The organism is Bradyrhizobium sp. SZCCHNR1098, from assembly GCF_032489375.1.
In the GTDB taxonomy this organism is placed as follows: Bacteria; Pseudomonadota; Alphaproteobacteria; order Rhizobiales; family Xanthobacteraceae; genus Bradyrhizobium.
In genome coordinates, this window is record NZ_JAUEXY010000001.1 from 435,076 (window position 1) to 451,805 (window position 16,730).

Annotated in this window: 15 protein-coding genes; 3 read left to right on the top strand and 12 right to left on the bottom strand. The window is 64.0% G+C overall.

Translation table 11 applies throughout. The annotated features are described in order from the left end of the window. Window positions 1-363: 363 nt before the first annotated feature. Both QX135_RS01965 and QX135_RS01970 read right to left on the bottom strand, forming a co-directional pair. Window positions 364-1,989, bottom strand: coding sequence for a hypothetical protein (locus QX135_RS01965; RefSeq protein WP_316180735.1), 1,626 nt, complete (start codon window positions 1,987-1,989; stop codon window positions 364-366). Window positions 1,990-2,108: 119 nt separating this feature from the next. Further along, window positions 2,109-3,191: a dsDNA nuclease domain-containing protein gene (locus QX135_RS01970; RefSeq protein ID WP_316180734.1), complete on the bottom strand. Its 1,083-nt coding sequence runs from the start codon at window positions 3,189-3,191 to the stop codon at window positions 2,109-2,111. A gap of 302 nt (window positions 3,192-3,493) precedes the next feature. Here QX135_RS01970 and QX135_RS01975 point away from each other — a divergent pair, with 302 nt between their 5' ends. After that, window positions 3,494-3,916, top strand: a complete 423-nt coding sequence (locus QX135_RS01975) for a hypothetical protein (protein ID WP_316180732.1) — start codon at window positions 3,494-3,496, stop codon at window positions 3,914-3,916. Window positions 3,917-4,224: 308 nt separating this feature from the next. On the opposite strand, the gene QX135_RS01980 is transcribed toward QX135_RS01975, so the two are convergent. The 8 genes from QX135_RS01980 to dnaK all read right to left on the bottom strand — a co-directional run bounded on the left by QX135_RS01980 (window position 4,225) and on the right by dnaK (window position 11,492). Further along, window positions 4,225-4,848, bottom strand: coding sequence for a 2,3-bisphosphoglycerate-dependent phosphoglycerate mutase (locus tag QX135_RS01980; RefSeq protein ID WP_316180730.1), 624 nt, complete (start codon window positions 4,846-4,848; stop codon window positions 4,225-4,227). Window positions 4,849-4,872: 24 nt separating this feature from the next. Then, window positions 4,873-5,691 carry a 4-hydroxy-tetrahydrodipicolinate reductase gene (gene dapB / locus QX135_RS01985; protein ID WP_315813471.1) on the bottom strand — a complete coding sequence of 273 codons (819 nt, stop codon included), beginning with the start codon at window positions 5,689-5,691 and terminating at the stop codon, window positions 4,873-4,875. Between the two features lie 94 nt (window positions 5,692-5,785). After that, window positions 5,786-6,088, bottom strand: coding sequence for a DUF1330 domain-containing protein (locus QX135_RS01990; protein ID WP_315759109.1), 303 nt, complete (start codon window positions 6,086-6,088; stop codon window positions 5,786-5,788). Window positions 6,089-6,120: 32 nt separating this feature from the next. Continuing rightward, window positions 6,121-6,852, bottom strand: coding sequence for an orotidine-5'-phosphate decarboxylase (gene pyrF, locus QX135_RS01995; RefSeq protein WP_316180727.1), 732 nt, complete (start codon window positions 6,850-6,852; stop codon window positions 6,121-6,123). A gap of 6 nt (window positions 6,853-6,858) precedes the next feature. Further along, on the bottom strand, window positions 6,859-7,437 hold the full coding sequence (locus QX135_RS02000; protein WP_316180804.1) for an NAD(P)H-dependent oxidoreductase: 579 nt from the start codon (window positions 7,435-7,437) through the stop codon (window positions 6,859-6,861). Window positions 7,438-7,482: 45 nt separating this feature from the next. Next, window positions 7,483-8,085, bottom strand: a complete 603-nt coding sequence (locus tag QX135_RS02005) for a class I SAM-dependent methyltransferase (protein ID WP_315740387.1) — start codon at window positions 8,083-8,085, stop codon at window positions 7,483-7,485. Between the two features lie 236 nt (window positions 8,086-8,321). Further along, entirely contained in the window at window positions 8,322-9,452 is a 1,131-nt protein-coding gene (gene dnaJ / locus QX135_RS02010) for a molecular chaperone DnaJ (RefSeq protein ID WP_315740388.1), read from the bottom strand. 144 nt (window positions 9,453-9,596) lie between these two features. Continuing rightward, complete coding sequence (gene dnaK / locus QX135_RS02015; protein WP_315740389.1) at window positions 9,597-11,492, bottom strand: molecular chaperone DnaK; 1,896 nt, start codon at window positions 11,490-11,492, stop codon at window positions 9,597-9,599. A 421-nt stretch (window positions 11,493-11,913) separates the two neighbouring features. On the opposite strand from dnaK, the gene QX135_RS02020 reads away from it, so the two are divergent. Continuing rightward, window positions 11,914-13,422: a hypothetical protein gene (locus QX135_RS02020; protein WP_316180725.1), complete on the top strand. Its 1,509-nt coding sequence runs from the start codon at window positions 11,914-11,916 to the stop codon at window positions 13,420-13,422. Window positions 13,423-13,630: 208 nt separating this feature from the next. Next, a complete protein-coding gene (locus QX135_RS02025; RefSeq protein ID WP_315798589.1) occupies window positions 13,631-14,566 on the top strand; it encodes a hypothetical protein in 936 nt (311 codons plus the stop codon). Between the two features lie 164 nt (window positions 14,567-14,730). Here the strand turns inward: QX135_RS02025 and grpE are convergent, their stop codons facing one another. Further along, a complete protein-coding gene (gene grpE / locus QX135_RS02030) occupies window positions 14,731-15,351 on the bottom strand; it encodes a nucleotide exchange factor GrpE (protein ID WP_315740392.1) in 621 nt (206 codons plus the stop codon). A 132-nt stretch (window positions 15,352-15,483) separates the two neighbouring features. Then, complete coding sequence (hrcA, locus tag QX135_RS02035; RefSeq protein ID WP_315740393.1) at window positions 15,484-16,572, bottom strand: heat-inducible transcriptional repressor HrcA; 1,089 nt, start codon at window positions 16,570-16,572, stop codon at window positions 15,484-15,486. Between the last annotated feature and the right edge of the window lie 158 nt (window positions 16,573-16,730).

Consider the following 16,730-nt stretch of genomic DNA (forward strand, 5'->3'; position numbering starts at 1 on the left):
TTCGGCGAGAGAGCCGACCTGCCGTTGCACGGACCCACCGCTACCGGGCCGATTTCAATTCCCGATCAACGAGCGTTGTCACCATATTTTTTCCGCAGAATCGGTGGGCAAGAGGGTTCGCGTGAGTCAAAACGACTCAGGCGACGCCGGAAATGACGCATCATAGTGCGTGGGCGATGCGCGTTGCTCGCTGCTTGAACGTAGCGCTGAATGATGCCTCAGAAATTAGAGAGGGCCACGGGGGGAAAGCTCGCATCCGACGCCGCGAGGTGACCCATCAGATTTTGGACCCTTGCACAATTCTTGCCCGGGTCCATTACCGCGCGACATCAAGCGGCACAGAACACTCTTGCAGCAAGTGGCCTAGAGAACAAGCTGCGCAAGATAAGGCCGCAAATGCTCGCTAACAGATGCAAACTGATTGTCGTCAAGTAGCTGGCGTTTCTGGACCCCCACGCCGACGATATCCGCGTGATCGGCCGTGATGCCAACCGCATCTTCTACGCCGAGTATCAATTGCGCGTTCTCAGGGCGCTTCTTGACAAGGAAGGAGATAATCGCGGGCAAATGCTGTCCATCTTGTCCTTGCTGATTCGGGGCATCGATCACGATCGGACAAAATGTCGACGATCCAAATTCCTTTGTTGTGTGTAAGAAGGCGTAGAAATAGGCGGTGAGACCGCGCGGCCCTTCGCTGCCACGAGCTAAATGCGCATTCGCGATTGAACCTGACTTCGAGCTCTCCACCCTCACATCGAGGCTCATCGAAAAGCCTGTGAGACGGCTGAAGAAGAAATCAGTAATTGCGGCAGACCTCTTACGGTCGAGTGATTTCCGCATCGCAAGCTTTAGCTCCTCGATGCGGGCGCTAATCGTACCCACCTTGCTTTCAATTTCGGCCACGCGCTCTCGCAGCACACGGCTTGCCGCATTGCGGCCCTCCGCAGCCATCACCTCTTCCAGAGTGACATCATTCTTGCGGGTTGAGAGAATCGCCCTAACACGAGAAAGCGCCGTCTCGACAGCGCCCAGCTCCCTTTGAGCGGCGTCGATCTGCTTCTGAAGCCCGTCTTTTTGTTCTTTCGCTTGGTGGAGGATGCCGATCAGAGCTTCAGTGTCTGCCGCAATGCCGAATCGTTCAGCAATATCGTTTGTGTAGTGTTCTCCGCAGGTGGGGCATTCAACGTCTGCTGGGTGCCCGATCGCGCTCTTGAATACCTCATCAAGTTCCGCCAGGGCCGCTTTTGCGATGTCTATCTGTGTCGTCCACAACGCGCGAGTATCAATCAATTCTGATAGTTTTGCCCGATGGGAATTCTGTCGGTCGAGAAGTTCCGAGCACTCAGCCAAGAGGCTGTTCGTTTCGGCCTCAAAATCCTTCAGGTCGAAATAGATGCCCGTTTCGGGTTGCACGGAGCGAATTTGTTCTAGTGCATCTCGGAACCCTTGAAGCTGTGCTTGCACTCCTCGAAGTTCGACGGCTAGTCGATCCCTCTCAGCCCTCGCAACGTAATAGGCGTTGGGTTTAAGGCCGGAGTGATACTCGGCGAGACTTGCAGCTGAATTCGGAAGATACATCCCATGAAACGGCTTCCATGGTTCGGACCAGCTCTTATCTTGATCAATACAAAAAGGTGCGAAGGCGTAAGCCGGAGGTGGGATAAGGACCTGCTCGCGCTTGTCGGTCATTAGGAGTCGAAAATCGAGAAGGTCGGCCATGAAAGGCGATAGCTCCCGGGTCACCGAGGTCGTCTGGAGTATCTTCTGACCGGTAGCGTCGAACACCAAGTATGTGCCCGCGATCTTCATGGCGGTATATGCCTCGCCAGCCACTTCGAAATCGACCGCAGAAACAGCATGCGCCTTACGCCAACTTTCGTCGATCCGATGCGGGTCGGCCCCAAAAGTATCATAGAGGCTCTTTATCAGGGCGGATTTTCCGAAGCCGTTTCCCGCTGCCAGCACTGTTGCGCCCGGACTGAACTCCATCGTGAAGGCTCGTCGCTCTTCTTGCGATAGAAGAAAGACTCTCTTGAACCTCATCGTGCGCACGTCGCCTGCCCCCGCCAATATTCAATAGCAATCGTCGAAGTCCCTGCCCGCGCCGTTTATTTTCCATTCATGGCCTCAAACAATTCGACGAATATGGCGGCATCAATTTCGATTGCGTCATAGCTAGACAGCTCGGACATCTGTAACTGAGCTTTGACCATCTCGACGACCGGCAGCAGCTTGTCACATTCCATCAGGGCAGTTTCGATTTTGGCGAGAGGTTTGTTCACTATTTCGGAGAGCGTCACCGATCTGGCACTGCGATTTGTACAGCCGCGGAGATGGGTGATTGTCTGCGTCTTCAGCCTAACTCGAAATGCGATCGAGCAGCCAGCATCCTTGAGTTCATCTTCAATGATGGACCAGCTATCGAGAATGCCCCGTCTATTCTCAGCAGCAGAAATAACGTCTGCCAGATTTTTTCGAGACAGCGATTTCCGTGCATATATGCCGTCAATGCTACTGTATTCCGTCGCGTCATTTGTTCGCGCTGTAACTTCCTCAACGAGTGTGCGATATAAAGCACTAATAGCCAGCCCGTCTGTGTTTTCGAGCATCTCGACCAACTTGCCCTTTACCATCGTGTCATAACCCGTCACGGGCACGTCAGTGCGCTCGTAGTGCAGCACGATGCTCTCGCTAGGTGACCGGGGTGGTGCAAAATCGAGATCGAGCGCCTTGGCAATCACTTCGCTGTCCTTTGGTCCAAGGTTCGCATGCGCAATGCTCCGATGGTCGCTGCCAGTTTTGGTGCCGTCCGCCAGCGTGAAGCTGAAAGATGCGTTCGTTAGCAACGTGCATCGCGTAACGGCCGATCCAAAAATGGCGGTGTGATGATACATCTTGCCAACCGGGGTGCAGGGGCTCTCGCCTTCCTTCTTGGCGAGTTTGGCGGCGGTCCATGGCCCTGACTGATTGCCCTTGATCTGGAAAAACGCGATCTTATCGGGATCATCGGGGCCTGTGATAACTGCGAGGTCGTCGAAATGATCGAAGACAGCGCGATAATCGGAGCCCGCTACATGCCAATCTAGAACTTTGGCTAAACAAACGTGCACCTGAAACGCATATCTTGCGCCTGTCCGGGGGCCAGACTTCTCGCGCGGCTTCGCTGTAACAAGCGCTGTCGCTAACGTCATACATCCCCCACCGCCCAAGGTTTTGCCCCCCGGCTGATGCTACTTTGCAGCTCGAGCCGCGCCAAGGGCTTTTAGCCCACGGAGGGTCCGCGAGAATTGACCTTTTTAGGCTTAGAGGCGCTGGCGTTGTAGCTGGCCAGGGGCATCCGACGCGGCCCGAGAACGTCGGACTTAAGCGTTCGCGATTGCCTACGAATCGAGACATCGGACGCGCCGGTCACGACTTCTGTTAAAAATAAACATCTTGCGCTTTTACCGAATTCATGATTATCTCCCCGCATCCCGCCTCGACGAGAGGGGCGTTGCGCGCGATCGTCACGACACGCGAGGCGGGGAGCGATGGCCGCGGTCTGCCGCAGCGTGTCTTCGGGCGCGCCGACGAACGGCTGGCTGCGGACGTGAAGTCGCAGGGTCCTGACACCCCGATGCTGGTGTCACGTTCGCGATGGCGCAAACGCGCCGCGCGGACAATGGTGGCCAACAAGCCCGGCGCACCAGGGAGACTGCGTATAAGCGTTAAGACCGTCGCGCGGGGAATGCCGGTTGTTCCGGCTGAACCTGTGGTGACTGCCGCCTGCTTTTTTTCTGCAGGCGGGCCATGGGTGCGGCCAGCATCCGGCATTCCCCGCGCCCTCTCGGATTTCGGAGGGACATGGTTGCAGCAGGACTCGGGCGAGATGCGCCGCGAGATCGTGGAGCCGTGGGCGGGGCTGTTTGAGATGTGAATCGGGGAGAAAGATCGGCGTGCCGGTGATCGCACTGGCCGATTCCCTCCGCATCGTCGCGGGCCTCATGGTTCGAGACGCGTCGCAAGGGCGACGCTCCTCACCATGAGGGGCGGCTTCGCATTCGGAGCTGCGAATTGACGATGAGCAGCGTGCTCATGGAAGGGTCGAACTCCGGAGCAACTTACGCCCCTCACCCTGAGGAGCCCGCCGCAGGCGGGCGTCTCGAAGGGCGAGGCCCGGACCTTGGCCTCATGGTTCTCAAGGCGATGCGGGAGCATCGGAGACGGAACGCTTTGGGCGCGCGATCAGCCCGCCAGATCCAGCTTCGACTCCACCGTGGAGTCCGCATTCAGCCGGTAGATGATCGGCACGCCGGTCGCCAACTCGCGCTTCAGGATGCCCTCCGGCGTCAGCTTTTCCAGCACCATGATCAAGGCGCGGAGCGAGTTGCCGTGGGCGGCGACCAATGTGCGCTGGCCGCGCAGGACGCCGGGGAGAATCTCCTGGACGTAGTAGGGCAGCGCGCGGGCCAGCGTATCCTTGAGGCTCTCGCCGCCGGGCGGCGGGACGTCGTAGGAGCGGCGCCAGACGTGGACCTGCTCCTCGCCCCATTTGGCGCGGGCGTCGTCCTTGTTGAGGCCGGAAAGATCGCCATAGTCGCGCTCGTTGAGCGCGAGGTTCTTGCTGGTCGGCAGGCCGGTCTGGCCGAGCTCGGTCAGGATCAGGTCGAGCGTGTGCTGGGCGCGCGTCAGCACCGAGGTGAAGGCGACGTCGAAGACCAGCCCCTGCGCCTTCAACTTGCGGCCGGCCTCCCTGGCCTCGGCCACGCCCTGCTCGGTCAGGTCCGGATCCTTCCAGCCGGTGAACAGGTTCTTCAGATTCCACTCGCTCTGGCCGTGGCGCACCAGCACCAGGAGACGTTCGCTCATCAGTTCGCTTCCATCGACGTTGAACTAGAAAAGGTCCTTGAGGCCGAGCACGTCGTCCATCGTGTAGTAGCCCGGCGGCTTGCCATGCGCCCACAGCGCCGCCTTCAGCGCGCCATGGGCGAAGATCATGCGGTCCTCGGCCTGGTGCGACAGCACCAGCCGCTCCGAGGGACCGGCGAAGATGACGCTGTGATCGCCCGCCGCCGTGCCGCCGCGCAGCGAGGCGAAGCCGATGTCGCCGCTGCGGCGCTCGCCGGTGATGCCGTCGCGGCCGCGGGCGGAATGCTCGTCGAGCGCGATACCGCGGCCCTCGGCGGCGGCGCGGCCGAGCATCAGCGCGGTGCCGGAGGGCGCGTCGACCTTGTGCTTGTGATGCATCTCGAGGATCTCGATGTCGAAGCCGGCGTCGAGAGACTTCGCCACCTGCTTCACCAGCGCCGCCAGCAGGTTGACGCCGAGGCTCATATTGCCGGACTGCACGACGACGGCGCGCTTGGTGACGCTCTTGATGACGGCGTCGTCCGACGACGACAGGCCGGTCGTGCCGACGACGTGGACGATGCCGCGCTCGGCGGCGATCGCGACGTTGGCGATGGTCGCGGCCGGGACGGTGAAGTCGAGGATGCCGTCGGCCTCCGCCGACATGGTCCAGAGATCGCCCGACAGTGTGATGCCGTTGGCGGGCAGGCCGGCGAGAACGCCGGCGTCCTTGCCGATCAGCTCCGAGCCCGGAGCTTCGAGCGCGCCCGCCAGCACGGCGCCGTCGGTCTCGGCGATCGCACGCACCAGGGCGCGGCCCATGCGGCCACCGGCTCCGGCAACGATCAAGCGCATCTTGGACATGTCAACTCCTCTGCCCCTTCAAGGGCTATAGCCGGGGCTGATAGCGGCGGCAACCGAGCGAGGCCAAGTCGCGGGTGGCCGGGGCGGGCGGCGATCAGGGCTGCGGTCCGTCATAGCCCTCGATGATCACCAGGTCGCCTTGCGAATGCGGCGCACGCATCGCCACCAGCCGCTGGTATTCGGCAGAATTGTAACACGCCAGCGCGGTGGCGTAGTCCTTGAACTCGATCACGACGTTGCGCGAGCGAGAGGTGCCTTCCTTGGTCTCGTACTGGCCGCCACGGACCAGGAATTTGGCGCCGTACTGGTGGAACACGGCGCCGTTCTGCGCGACGTAGTCCTTGTAGCCGTCCATGTTGTGCACGTCGATCCGCGCGATCCAATAGGCCTTGGGCATCCCTGTCGTCTCCTTGCTCTCGGTCGCCTTGCTCAGGTTCGGTTGGTCTTGCCGACCAGCGCGACGGCGCTGGCGATGTCGGCGACGATGCTCTCGGCGGCCGCCGCCGGATCGGCGGCGCCGGTGACGGGACGGCCGACGACGAGGCGGTCGGCGCCGCCGGCGATCGCCAGCGCCGGGGTCATGATGCGCTTCTGGTCGCCAACGTCTGATCCCGCCGGGCGGATCCCGGGGGTGACGAGCTGCATGTCAGGGCCGACCAGCGGGCGCACCAGCTCGGTCTCCTCGGGCGACAGGATCAGGCCGTGGATGCCGATCTCCTTGGCCTGCCTGGCGCGGTGCGCCACGAGTTCCTTGACGCCCATGGCGTAGCCGGCGGCGGCGAGGTCGGCATCGTCGTAGGAGGTCATGACGGTGACGGCGAGCAGCTCAAGGCTGGAGCCGGCGGCGCCGGCGAGCGCGGCCTTCATGCTCTGGGAGAAGCCGTGCACGGTCAGGAAGCGGGCGCCGAGCCTGGCGATCTGGCGGGTGGCGCGCTCGACGGTGGTCGGGATGTCGTGCAGCTTGAGGTCCATGAACACGTGCTTGCCCTCGGCCGCGAGCCGTTCGGCGAGACCGAGGCCGCCGGCATAGGTCAGCTCCATGCCGATCTTGTAGAATGTCACGGCGTCGCCGAGCCTGATGATCATGGCTTCGGCATCCGCCACGCTCGGCAAATCGAGCGCCACGATCAGGCGGTCGCGGGGAGCAATCTCGGTCGGCATGTCACCTCACATCGTATGTTGCGCGACAACGATCAGCTCCCGCACCAGGGCGTCGAGCGCCGTGATGTCGGCGGGCAGTTTGAGCCGGTCCATGTCGTTGTAGGCCTTGTCGGCGAAGGCCAGCGCAAGCTGGCTCGGGATCACCGTCGCGTTGCAGGCAGTCAGCATCAGCCGCAACGCCGAGAGTGCACGCACGCCGCCGAAGCGATTCTCGGAGGCGGCGGCGATCGCAAACGGCCGGCTGCGGAACACCGCGCCGCGGCTGCCCGGCGGCTCGTCGACGCGCGAGATCCAGGTGATGGCGTTGCTCAGCAGCGGCGGCACCGAGGCGTTGTATTCCGGCGTCACCAGCAGCACGGCATGATGAACGCCGATCATGCGCGTCAGATTCACGGCGTGAAATGGAATGCCCGATTGCGCCTCGAGGTCGGCGTCGTAGATCGGCAGCGGGAAGTCGGCGAGCGAGATGCGGGTGATTTCGGCGCCGGCCTGCACGAACTGATAGGCGGCTGCCGCGGCGAGCTTCGCGTTGTGCGAGCCGACCCGCGTCGAACCGGGGATGATGAGGATCTTCAGCGCGGACATCGTGAGGTCGGTCAACGACCCGCCACGAAGGATCGCGGCCGCCGGTCAGGGCTTGCGATACACCCAGACGCGCGCCGGCGGAAGGTTCATCCAGATGCGCTCGGATGCCTGCGTGGTGACGCCGGGCAGCGACTTCGGAATCGGCGGCACGACGGAATAGGTGAACTGCACGAACGGCGCATTCGGCGACATCGCCGCGAACGCATCGCGGATCAGCTTCATGCGGGTCAGCATCGGCTTGGTCACGAGCGGCAGGCCGGAGACGACGGCGGAGGCCGGGGCGCCCAGCACGTTCCAGAGCGTGTCGCGAAGGCGATAGGCGTCGCCCTGGACCACCTTGGCCTGCGGGTAGCGATCGCGCAGCAGGGCGCAGAAACTCGGATTGTACTCGACCAGCACCAGCCGCTTCTGATCGATCCCATGTTCGACCAGCGCATTGGTGATCGCGCCGGTGCCCGGTCCGAGCTCGATGACGGGGCCTGTCCCGTGCGGATCGACGTACTGCGCCATCGTGCGGGCCAGCAGCCGACTCGACGGCATGACGGCGCCCATGTGCAGCGGCTTTTCGATCCATGAGCGGAGGAAGCGCACTTCGTCGTCCAGACGGAGAGGCTTTTTCGACGCACGCACGGACGTTTGCAAGGGCATCTCAGTACCAGACGGGACCGTCTTCACGGCGATGTCAGAAAAGAGTCACAAAGACGTATAGGGCGCAGGCGGGGCGGTCAAGCCGAACCGTAACGTACGATTAAGGCTGGCGGGTCCGCGCTCTTACAGTTGCATTCGATAATTTTTTGCATGTGCAAAGCAGCAAATTGGCTCGACACATGAATCCCGAAGTCATTCGGCGAAACCACCCGGCCGTGCTTGCTTGAACTCACGGCTCAGCTCGCCGCCTTGCCGAAGAAATCCTTGACCTTGGTGAAGAAGCCGGCCGCCTCGGGCTGGGTCGCTCCCGAGGACAGCTTCTCGAACTCGGCCAGCAGCTCCTGCTGCTTCTTGGTCAGGTTCTGCGGCGTCTCGACCACGATCTGGACATACATGTCGCCGGTCTGGCGCGAGCGCAGCACCGGCATGCCCTTGGCCGCGATCCGAAACCGGCGCCCGGACTGCGCGCCGGCGGGAATCTTCACCTTGGTCTTGCCCTTGTCGATCGTCGGCACCTCGAACTCGCCGCCAAGCGCCGCCGTCACCATTGAGATCGGCACCCGACAATGCAGGTCGGCGCCGTCGCGCTGGAAGAACTCGTGCTGGGTCAGCGACAGGAAAATGTAGAGATCGCCGGGCGGTCCGCCGCGCAACCCCGCCTCGCCCTCGCCGGCAAGACGAATGCGGGTGCCGTCCTCAACGCCCTGGGGAATGTTGACGGACAGCGTGCGGTCACGGGTGACGCGGCCGGAGCCGGAGCAGGACGGACAGGGGTCCTCGATCATCTGGCCACGGCCGTGACAGCCGGGGCAGGTCCGCTCCAGGGTGAAGAAGCCCTGCGCCTGCCGCACGCGGCCGGCGCCGCCGCACATCGAGCAGGTCTTCGGCTTGGTGCCGGCCTTGGCGCCGGTGCCGGAGCAGGATTCGCAGGTCACCGAGACCGGAATCTCGATCTGCGCCGTCTTGCCCTGGAACGCCTCTTCCAAGGTGATTTCCATGTTGTAGCGCAGATCGGCGCCGCGCTCGCGCCCGGTGCCGCCGCGTCGCTGCCCGGCCATGCCGAACAGGTCCTCGAAGATGTCAGAGAACGAGGAGGCAAAGCCGGCGCCGAAGCCGTGCGCGCCGCCCATGCCGCCCTGCTCGAAGGCGGCGTGGCCATAGCGGTCGTAGGCGGCGCGCTTGTCGGCGTCGCGCAGCACCTCGTAGGCCTCGTTGATTTCCTTGAATTTCACCTCGCTGGAGGCATCGCCCGGATTCTTGTCCGGATGCCACTTCATGGCCAGCTTGCGGAAGGCGGCCTTGAGCTTGGTCTCGTCGGCGTCGCGCTCGACTTCCAGGGTCTCGTAGTAGCAGCGCTTGGTGGACATCAATCAAACCCGCCCGAACTTCGCCCAATAGGAACGGCTGGCGCGATCGCCGCGCGCGTTCCGGTCAATGAAAATGACCCCCATCCAACGAGCCGCAAAGTGCGCTCTTTGGCATGGGGGTCATGGTCACTACCTCTGCCTCAGTTAAGCAGATTTCTTCTTGTCGTCGTCGACCTCGGTGAACTCCGCGTCGACCACGTCATCCTTGGCGGCGTCGCGGGCCGCATCGGTCTCGGCCTGCTGCTTGTACATGGCCTCGCCGAGCTTCATCGACGCCTGGGCCAGCGTGTTGGTCTTGGCCTTGATCGCCTCGGCATCGTCGCCCTTCAGCGCTTCCTTGAGATCGCTGACGGCATCCTCGATGGCGCGGCGCTCGGTGTCGGCGACCTTCGAGCCATGCTCGGCCAGCGCCTTCTCGGTGGAGTGCACCAGCGCGTCCGCATGGTTCTTGGCGTCGACCGCCTCGCGGCGCTTCTTGTCCGCCGCGGCATTGGCCTCGGCGTCCTTGACCATCTTGTCGATGTCGGCTTCCGACAGACCACCCGAGGCCTGGATGCGGATCTGCTGCTCCTTGCCGGTGGCCTTGTCCTTGGCCGAGACGTTGACGATGCCGTTCGCGTCGATGTCGAACGTCACCTCGATCTGCGGCATGCCGCGCGGGGCCGGCGGAATGCCCATCAGGTCGAACTGACCGAGCATCTTGTTGTCGGCCGCCATCTCGCGCTCACCCTGGAAGACCCGGATGGTGACCGCGTTCTGATTGTCCTCGGCGGTCGAGAACACCTGGCTCTTCTTGGTCGGGATCGTGGTGTTGCGGTCGATGATGCGGGTGAACACGCCGCCCAAGGTTTCGATGCCGAGGGACAGCGGCGTCACGTCGAGCAGCAGCACGTCCTTGACGTCGCCCTGCAGCACGCCGGCCTGAATCGCCGCACCGATCGCCACCACCTCGTCGGGGTTGACGCCCTTGTGCGGCTCCTTGCCGAAGAACTGCTTCACCATCTCCTGGATCTTCGGCATGCGGGTCATGCCGCCGACCAGCACCACTTCGCCGATCTCGCCGGCGGTCAGGCCGGCATCCTTCAGCGCCTTGCGGCACGGCTCGATGGTCTTCTCGACGAGGTCGGCCACCAGCGCCTCGAACTTGGCGCGGGTCAGCTTCATCGTCAGATGCTTCGGACCGGACTGGTCTGCGGTGATGAAGGGCAGGTTGATCTCGGTCTGCGTGGTCGACGACAGCTCGATCTTGGCCTTCTCGGCAGCTTCCTTGAGGCGCTGCAGGGCCAGCTTGTCGTTGCGCAGGTTGATGCCCTGCTCCTTCTGGAATTCGTCAGCGAGGTAGCTGACCAGACGCATGTCGAAGTCTTCACCGCCGAGGAAGGTGTCGCCGTTGGTCGACTTCACCTCGAACACGCCATCGCCGATCTCCAGGATCGAGACGTCGAAGGTGCCGCCGCCGAGGTCGTACACGGCGATGGTGCCGGCCTTCGTCTTGTCGAGGCCGTAGGCGAGCGCAGCCGCGGTCGGCTCGTTGATGATGCGCAGAACCTCGAGGCCCGCGATCTTGCCCGCGTCCTTGGTGGCCTGGCGCTGGGCGTCGTTGAAGTAGGCGGGGACGGTGATGACGGCCTGATCGACCTTCTGGCCGAGATGGGCTTCCGCGGTCTCCTTCATCTTCTGCAGGATGAAGGCGGAGACCTGCGAGGGCGAATAGGTCTTGCCGTCGGCCTCGACCCAGGCGTCGCCGTTGCCGGCTTTGACGATCTTGTAGGGGACGAGCTTCTTGTCCTTCTCGACCATCGGGTCGTCGTAGCGGCGGCCGATCAGTCGCTTGACCGCGAAGAAGGTGCGCTCGGGGTTGGTCACGGCCTGGCGCTTGGCCGGCTGGCCGACCAGGCGTTCGCCATCGTCACTGAACGCGACGATCGACGGCGTCGTGCGCATGCCCTCGGCGTTCTCGATGACTTTCGACGATTTGCCGTCCATGACGGCCACGCACGAATTCGTGGTGCCGAGATCGATCCCGATGACCTTTCCCATGGTCTCATATTCCTTCTTTTTGCGGCAGGTTGGGTGGGGCCCTGACGGCGCCCCCATCCAAAACCCCCTCAGATCAAATGCTCGCGATATTGCGACGATGAGCGTCATATAGGAGGGGGGGACTGGCCCGCAAGGACCGGACCAGGGGTTCGACCCAACGAAAATCACGGCCGTCGCCGAACGACCTCATGGAGACATCAGAGCGGCCCATCGGAATTGGCGGCGACGCGAAACGGCGGCTCGGACCGAAGGCGACTGCGCGAATCCACCTGCCGGCACGTCGAATGGCCCCGTGCGAAATAGGAGGGTGCGGTCGCGGACAAGTGCGACAAATCCGGTACCGCTGATCTGCCCCAATGACCGAAATGCGTTGTTAACCCACGGGCCCTAGCCTGCCGCACTCCTGGGACGGGAATGAGGCATGGTCATCGACTCCGATTGGGGCTTTCCGCAGCGCGCGCGCGAAGCCGGCCAAGCCACGTTCCCGGGACTGCTGATCTGTGCCATCGTGGTTGCAGCGGCGTGGCTGCGGTACGTCCTTCCCCTCAATGTCGATGTCAGCTGGTGGCTCCTCGTCAGCGAGCGCATGCTCGATGGACAGCGGCTCTACGTCGACATCCTCGAGACGAACCCGCCGATGGCTGGGTCGGTCTATCTGCTGGCCGTCGCGCTGGCGCGTGCGATCCATCTCAGGCCCGAGCTGGCGACGAATATCCTGATCTTCGTGCTGACCGCGGCATCCCTGACGCTGGTATGGCTGCTGCTGCGGACATCGGCCCTGCGCCATCGCCTCGCCGACGGCAGGCTGGCGGCGTGGACGACCGCCCTGCTTCTGATCGCGCCGATGTATGATTTCGGCCAACGGGAACATCTGGCCCTGATCACGATATTGCCGGCGATCGCGGTGTACATCCTGCACGCCAGGCGCGAGCGGGTGGCCCCGGCGGCCATGCTCATCGCCGGTCTCAGCGCCGGTCTCACGATGAGCTTCAAGCCTTATTTCGCCTTCAGCGTCGGCTTCTGCATACTCGCCGCCGCGGCTCAGGCGCGCGACTGGCGCGTGCTGTTCGCGCTGGAGAACTGGATCGCCGCGGCCCTGGTGCTGATCAACGCGGCGTGCATCTACCTGTTCTTTCCCGAATATTTCACGGTCATCTATCCGCTGGTCCGCGACGTCTATCTGCTTCTGAAGGCGCCCGTGCCGACCATCCTCGTGACCCTGCCGATGGGCCTGTGGCTGGCTGCAGCAGTCATCGTCCTCATTCTTCAGCGCACGCAGCACGAGCGCGACGCCGCATCGTTCACCACATTGGCCGCATCACTCGGGTTCCTGGTGTCATTCGTCGCGCAGCAAAAGGGCTGGGGCTACCATGCCTATCCGATGGTGGCGCTGGCGCTGCTTGCCGCCGGCCTTGCCGTGTCGGCGATCGACGCCAGCCGCGACGCGCGACGCTGGCCGCGTGTCGCCACCGCTCTCGCCGGCGCCGTGCTCTTCGTGCAGACCTGCTTCTGGTTCAATGGTAGTGTCGACGTCCAGCAGATCGAAGCCCAGGTGGCCCGGCTCGGGCCGCGCCCGAGCATGCTGGTGCTCAGCGCGGCGGCGGTCATCGGGCACCCCATGGTGCGGACCCTTGATGGCACCTGGATCTCGCGCCAGGAGGCGTTCTGGGTCCGGGAAATCGTTCGCCGGTCGCAACAAGACGGAACCATCGATTCACAAACTGCGCAGAGGCTCGCGCCCTATGTGGAACGTGAACGCGCCGGGATCATCGCCGACTTCCGGAGGCAACCGCCCGACGTCGTCCTGATCGACAATCAGAACAGCGACTGGGGCGACTGGGCGCGTTCCGACCCCGAGATCAGGGCTCTGCTCGCGCCCTATGTGCTGGTGCAGACCGTCGATGGCGTCGAAATCCTGAAGCGCGGCTAGCACGGCACCGTCATCAGCCCGCCTTTCGAGGCGAAATGACCTGGGAAATGCGACCCGCAGGGCGCGCTGATCGCCGCAGGCGATCAAAACCGCGCGCCCGGCCTGTTGCGGGGGGCGCAAAGCCGCTAAAAGCGTGCCGCCGAAGACCACGCTGGCGAGGACCCCCGACCGCCTCGGCGCGAGGCCTCGGTCAACGAGGCAATGTTTGATGATGATCGTTCGATTCTTCGCCGCGGCTACCCTGCTGATGTCGCTGCTGCACTCCGCCATGGCCGCCGAAGCCATATTTCCGCCCGGCGTCCGCATCGGGCTCGCGCCGCTGGTGGGGCTCGCCAAGGCCAAGACGTTTTCCGGCTTCGAAACCGAGGACCAGAGCGTCAAGGTGCTGCTGACCGAACTGCCGGCGGCCGCCTATGGCGAGGTGAAGAATGCGTTTACCGCCAATCCCGCCGGGACCGGCAACGTCAAGCCGGAGAGCATCGAGACCGCCGCCGGCACCGCCTACTACACGGTTGAGAACGGTCGGGATGGCGCCACGCCGGTGCGGCGCTACTCGATGATCCTGCCCGGCAACGGCTTCTCCGGCTACGTGGCCGTGCAGATCCCGGAGACCGCGAGCCGGATCTACACCGACGATGCCGTGCGTCAGATGTTCGCCTCCGCCGTCGTCCGCAAGGACGTTCCCGTCGACGAGCAGCTCGCGATGATGCCGTTCAAGGTGACCGAGCTCTCCGGGTTCAAGACCATCCGCACGCTCGGGCCGGGTGCCTTGATCCTGGCCGACGGCGAAGAGGACAAGGGCTTCGAAGCCGCGCCCTTCGTGGTGATCGGGCTCGTGGCCGGGGTGGCCCCGGAGGCGGGCGACCGCGCGCGTGTCGCCCAGCAGGCGGCCACCACCATTCCGGGCGTCCGCGAAGCGCGCATCACGATGTCCGAGCCGATCCGCATCGACGGCCAGCCGGCCTACGAGACCCGGCTCGAAGCCACCAGCGGCAAGGACAATACGCCGGTGACCGTGGTGCAATGGCTGCGCTTCGGCGGGCCGAATACGCTGCGGATCATCGGCAGCGCGCCGCGCGATCAGTGGTCGGTAGCCTTCCCGCGCTTCCGCGCCGTCCGCGACGGCATCCAGCCGAGAGGCTGAGCCCAACTCGGTATCCAGACGCCGCGGTCTCATCGGCCGCGGTCCACTTGCCGCGACACGAACTACAAACTCGCGCCGACAAACAAGAAGCCACGGGCATCACCGCCCGTGGCTTCTTCGTTGGACTGACAGGACGGCAGGAGAAGACCTGCCTATGCTCGCCGTCACGCGGCGCTGTTCGACTGATCGTTGCTCGGCGCGGGCGCCGCCTTCGCGCCACCCTTGGACACGCCGACCAGCGCGGGACGCAGGATGCGCTCGCCGATCATGAAGCCGGCCTGCACGACCTGCACCACGGTGCCCGACGGCACCGACGAATCCGGGACCTCGTACATCGCCTGCTGGAAGTTGGGGTCGAACTTCTGTCCCGTCGGATCGAACTTCTTGACGCCGTTCTTCTCCAGCGTGTTGAGCAGCGAGCGCTCGGTGAGCTCGACGCCCTCGATCAACGATTTGAGGCCCGCATCGGCATTGGCGCGTGTCTCGGCCGGCACGGCATCGAGCGCGCGCTGCAGATTGTCGGCGATGTCGAGCACGTCGCGCGCGAAGCCGGTGATGCCGTACATGCGTGCATCGGCGACTTCACGGGCCGTCCGCTTGCGCAGGTTCTCCATCTCCGCCAGCGTGCGCAGCATCTTGTCGCGCGCGTCGGCCGCCTCCTTGGCAAGGGCCTCGGCCGAGCCGGTCTCAGGATCGTCGGGCATGATGTAGGGCTTGGAGACGACGGGGTCGCTGGCCTGCGCCGGGTTTTCCGGATCATTCTTATGCAGGTCGGGATCGGTCATGGACAGACTCGCAAGTTCGGCTGACGGGTTTTGGGGGTATGGGGCGGGATATCGTGCTTTGGGCGTCGAAAATCAAGCGCAGCCTGACCATCGCGCCCGGAGGCGCTGTCCGCGGGTTAACCATGCCACGCGTCAGCCACCCAGCAGCCGGCTGACCAGACGCGCGGCATAATCGACCGTCGGGATCACCCGGGCATAGTTGAGCCGGGTCGGACCGATGACACCGAGCACGCCGACGATGCGACCCGTGGCGTCGGAATAGGGCGACACGATCGTCGACGAGCCCGACAGCGAGAACAGCTTGTTCTCCGAGCCGATGAAGATGCGGACACCTTCCGCGCTCTCTGCCCGTCCGAGCAGATCGACGACGCCGCGCTTGGTCTCGAGATCGTCGAACAGCCGCCGCACGCGCTCGAGATCTTCGAGCGCATGCAGGTCCTCGAGCAGGTTGGCGTGGCCGCGCACGATGAGCTGCCGCTCGTCGCTGTCCCCTCCGGACCAGCTCGCGACACCGGCGGCGATCACCTTCTGCGTCAGCAGGTCGAGCTCGGCGCGATCATGCGCCAGCGCCGTCTCGAGCTCGAGCCGTGCTTCCGCCAGCGTCCGGCCTCTGATGCGGGCATTGAGGAAATTCGACGCCTCAGTCAGCGCCGAGGATGGCACGCCCGGCGGCAGAACCAGAACCCGGTTCTCGACCTGCCCGTCCTCGCCCACCAGCACGACCAGCGCACGCTCGGGCTCGAGCCTGACGAACTCGATGTGCTTCAGCCGGGTGTTGGATTTGGCGGTCAGAACCACGGCAGCGGCACGGGTCAGACCCGACAGCCGGGTCAGCGCCTCGTCCAGGGCGGCCTCGACCGATTGCGCCCGCCCGACCGCGGCGAGCTGGCTCTGGATCGATTGCTGCTCAGCCTCGGTCATGTCGCCGACCTGCATCAGGGCATCGACGAAGAAACGCAGGCCGGCCTCGGTCGGCAGCCGGCCGGCCGAGGTGTGCGGCGCGTAGATCAGGCCGAGCTGCTCGAGATCGGCCATGACGTTGCGCACCGAGGCCGGCGACAGCGGAACCGCGATCAGCCGCGAAATGTTGCGCGAGCCGACCGGCTCGCCGGTCGCCAGATAGCTTTCGACGATCTGCCGGAAGATCTCGCGCGAGCGCTCGTTGAGCTGCGCCAGACCGGCCGGCGGTGTCATCAGGTTGATCGGATCGTGGTGGGCCACCAGATGCTCTCCTCGCAACTGCCTATAATGTGTCCATGCGGCGGCTCGGTGGCAAGCCGGTCGTCGCGCGCTCTCGGGCGCGACGAGGCCATGATAAACCCTTGATAAGCCCTTGCCGCTGCCGGTCGCGGCTCCTACAAGGCCGGTCAAAGTCGGTC